Source organism: Coprobacter sp. (genome assembly GCF_982436375.1).
Genome location: NZ_CEWDCG010000226.1, coordinates 1 through 4,371 on the forward strand (window position 1 = coordinate 1; position 4,371 = coordinate 4,371).

General features: G+C 38.5%; 2 protein-coding genes. Both read right to left on the reverse strand.

Features of this window, described 5'->3' with window-relative positions:
- Nucleotides 1-429 precede the first annotated feature (429 nt).
- Nucleotides 430-1,953 (reverse strand): glutamine-hydrolyzing GMP synthase, encoded by a 1,524-nt coding sequence (guaA, locus tag AC1WHX_RS10780; protein WP_022389938.1) that lies wholly within the window; start codon nt 1,951-1,953, stop codon nt 430-432.
- 73 nt (nt 1,954-2,026) lie between these two features.
- Complete coding sequence (locus AC1WHX_RS10785; protein ID WP_009317162.1) at nt 2,027-4,246, reverse strand: cation:proton antiporter; 2,220 nt, start codon at nt 4,244-4,246, stop codon at nt 2,027-2,029.
- Nucleotides 4,247-4,371 lie beyond the last annotated feature (125 nt).

The following is a 4,371-nucleotide window of genomic DNA, read 5'->3' on the forward strand; positions in this document are numbered from 1 at the left end:
CTTACTCTTTCTTTATTAATAGTTGTAGTTAATATTATCTGTGATTTTTTACCTCCAATGCCTTTTAAGTTGAAGTTGACTCTCAAACTAAATCTACCATTAATTAAAATTTGATTTTCTACCATAACATTTATATTTTTCTATATCTTCTTATCTAAAAACTTATCTTTTTATTTAAAGTATATAGTTTCCAAAGTGGAAGTCAATAGCTTTGATGAAATATTTTTTATACTTCAAAGATACAGGCAATTTCGTATCAGGAAAAATGGTCAAGAATAGTACTGGTGTCAAAAACTGGTATCAATTCACATTGATTAACAGGAATGCTAAAAAAGCTTCCTGAGTGTACTGAATACTATGAATCAAAGAAATAGCCCCAACCTTTGCAGGGTTGAGGCTATCTGAATATGCTTCAAAATAGGGGTTATTTTATTCCCACTCGATCGTGGCAGGCGGTTTAGAACTAATGTCATAAACAACACGGTTCACGCCTTTTACTTTATTGATAATCTCATTCGATATTTTAGCAAGGAAATCATACGGAAGTTTTGCCCAATCGGCAGTCATTGCATCTGTAGATGTCACGGCTCGTAAAGCGACAGCTCGCTCATAGGTTCGTTCATCTCCCATTACACCAACCGATTGTACCGGAAGCAATACAACTCCTGCTTGCCAAACTTTATCATATAATCCCCACTCACGAAGTCCGCGAATAAAAATATCATCGGCATTTTGTAAAATCGAAACTTTTTCGGGTGTAATATCTCCCAAGATACGAACGGCCAAGCCGGGTCCCGGGAAAGGATGTCGTGTAATCAAATGTTCCATCATACCCAATTCTCTACCAACCCGACGAACTTCATCTTTAAACAACAAACGTAGAGGCTCGCACAATTTCAGATTCATTTTTTCAGGAAGACCACCGACATTGTGATGACTCTTTATCACTGTTCCCGTTATCGAAAGAGATTCGATACAATCCGGATAAATCGTGCCTTGAGCCAACCACTTCACATCTTTGATTTTACGAGCTTCTTCATCGAAAACATCGATAAATCCTTTTCCGATAATTTTCCTTTTACGTTCGGGTTCTGTCACGCCTGCTAATTCTCCGAAAAACTTATCATGTGCATTCACTCCTATCACATTCAATCCTAGATGCTCGTAATCACGCATCACATTTTCGAACTCATTTTTCCGGAGCATACCGTGATCTACAAAAATACAGGTAAGATTCTTGCCAATCGCTTTATTTAATAAAACTGCAGCAACAGAAGAATCTACTCCTCCGGAAAGAGCGAGAATCACTTTATCATCCTTCAACTGTTCTCTTAACTGTGCCACCGTAGTCTCAATAAAAGACGAGGGAGACCAGTCTTGTTTACAACCGCAAATTTCTACGACAAAATTACGAAGCAATTGTGTTCCTTCTTCGGTATGATAAACTTCCGGATGAAATTGTACGCCCCATATATTTTCGCTCTCTACCTGATAAGCCGCAATTTTTACCTCGTCGGTAGAAGCTATTATTTTAAAATTTGAAGGAATCGAGGTTATCGTATCGCCATGAGACATCCAGACTTGCGTATTTTCCTTTATTCCTCTGAACAACTTATTTTCTTTGGAAAACGAAGATAAGTGTGCCCGTCCGTATTCTCTACTTCCTGCCGGTTCTACTTTTCCGCCATTGCTATACGCCATAAACTGAGCACCATAACAAATTCCCAAAATAGGATACTTTCCCCATATTCTACCTAAATCGGCCTTGAAGGCATCTTTATCGTAAACAGAAAACGGACTACCCGAAAGAATCACCCCTTTTATATTCTGATCGTCTTCAGGGAATTTATTATACGGAAGAATCTCGCAGTAAGTATCCAATTCACGCACACGCCGTCCTATAAGCTGAGTCGTTTGCGAACCGAAATCAAGAATTATAATTTTTTCCTGCATAAAGTGTGTATATAAATTATTATATTTTTCGTGATACAAATGTAATTATAAAGAGGTAAATACGCAACTACTATTATTTCAGCAATGCTTCAATCCGGGCTTTTGTCCCCACAATCCACAACATATCCGTCTCCTTCAAAACAATATTCCCGGTCGGAGCCAAAAATGTACCGTCCATGCGTTCTACTCCGACAACAAGACAAGAATCTTTTTCCCTGATTCCCGATTGGGCGATCGTTTTTCCAATTAACGGAGAATCTTTCGGAATAACTATTCGTTCAAGTTCAAAATGTTCTTCGTTTTCTGTTTCATCTACAGAAATTTCTTCCGGTTCTACAGCATCGAGAAACTTCTGTATTTGCTCATCTGTACCGATCACACTCACGACGTCTCCCGGGAAAAGACGGCTATCCCCTTTCGGAATATTTATCCGTTTTAATCCTCTTTTTATACTTACGATATTTACACCATATTCTTTACGGATATTTGCATCCTCCAAACGTTTTCCAATAAACGCACATTCTCCATTCACTTCCATATGGGCTAAATGCATATTGCGCACCAAATTATTCTTTCTACCCGTCCGACGTAATTCCCTTTCATTCAGATTATCCATAAACTTTCCTTCAAGAGAAACGATTTGTCGTTGCAGCCTTTTCGACATCAGCAACATAACGATAACAAATAAAACTACACCCAACAAAACTCCGGTACGTTGAGAATAAGCAACTGACAAAAAATAAATTACAAATCCCAAACCTATAAAAAACCGGAATATAACCATAAAGAAAAGAGGAACTTGATTCGCCCGTTTATTTTCTTCTAAAGTAAGTAATTTCCGACTATTTATTCGTTTCATAGTCAACGCCCAAAGAAAAGGAAGCATTACCAAGAGCGTAACCCCTACACCGATATACTTTCCCCATACGGAGGGGATCAGTTCTTTCATCAAAGGCAAGAACCAAGTAAGCGAAAGTAAAATAATCCCGACAAGAATAGTCGAATAAAGTGCTATCTTACCCAAATAAACTCCCAGTACCCGCTTCCAGGTGTTCTCAGGTTGTACAGCCGAAGCGTTTGCACTATATCTCTCAAGGATAAAATTCAGTTTTGCGGGCAAATGTTTCTCCACCCAATTTGCAACCGGATCAGAAAGCTTTATAAAATAAGGCGTTGTAAAAGTCGTTATAACCGATACGGCAACGACGATCGGATATAGGAATCCGTCGATCACTTTCAGAGACATTCCCAAAGTTGCAATAATGAAAGCGAACTCTCCGATCTGGGAAAGACTGAATCCCGATTTTATGGCAATTTTCAACGGTTGACCGGAGATCAACATTCCACTTGTTCCGAAAAATATTTGTCCGGCAATTACCACCAATGAAAGAATAATAATAGGAATAGCATACTGCACCAAGGCTTCAGGACTGACAAGCATCCCGACAGAAATAAAAAATACAGCACCAAACAGGTCTTTAACCGGTTGCATTACTTTCTCAATTCGTTCAGCCTCATTCGTACCGGCCAAAATAGAACCCATGACAAAAGCCCCCAAAGCAGAAGAAAAGCCCGCATAAGATGCTAATACGACCATTCCCAGACACAACCCCATAGAAACGACTAACAGCGTTTCGGAATTAAGAAAGCGTCGGGCTTTTTTCAAAAAAGTGGGCAACACAAAAATACCGATCAAAAACCATGTTATAAGAAAGAATGCCAACTTCAATATGCTATAAATCAGTTCCGAACCCTCCAGTTCATTATTTACGGCAATAGACGAGAGAAGCACCATCATCAAAACGGCAAACATATCTTCTACGATCAAGACGCCAAACACAATTGTCGTAAACTGTTGTTTTCGCATATTCAAATCGGTAAATGCCTTGATGATAATCGTCGTAGATGACATCGACAACATTCCCCCTAAAAAAATACTATCCAAATATGTGAAATGCAACAGGCGTCCGGCAGCATATCCCAATAACATCATACCGACAACTATCACTAATGCCGTTATTACCGCAGAACCTCCGACATTGACCAACTTCCGAAAACTGAATTCTAATCCCAAAGAAAACAGCAAAACGATAATTCCTATTTCCGCCCAAATATCGATATTAGCAACATCGGTTACAGTAGGGAAAAATGAAAAATGCGGTCCTGCCAAAAAACCGGTGACAATATAGCCTAAAACAACCGGTTGCTTCATCCATTTGAAAAGCAACGTTGTTATGCCAGCCAGCATGAGAATCAAAGCTAAATCTGAAATCAACGGATCTAAATGATTCATGTTCTTTAAACTATAAAATTAAATAATTATCATTTTTCAGAGTCTGTTTAAAATTTCCCATTCCGAATAAATTTAAAACAGTTAATCTTCAAACAAAAAAGCAGAAAACTGCTATTCTTTATCTC

Bases quoted from the DNA above. Each gene is read 5' to 3' on its own strand.
- AC1WHX_RS10785 (WP_009317162.1), bottom strand. From the start codon at position 4,246: ATGAATCATTTAGATCCGTTGATTTCAGATTTAGCTTTGATTCTCATG.
- guaA (WP_022389938.1), bottom strand. From the start codon at position 1,953: ATGCAGGAAAAAATTATAATTCTTGATTTCGGTTCGCAAACGACTCAG.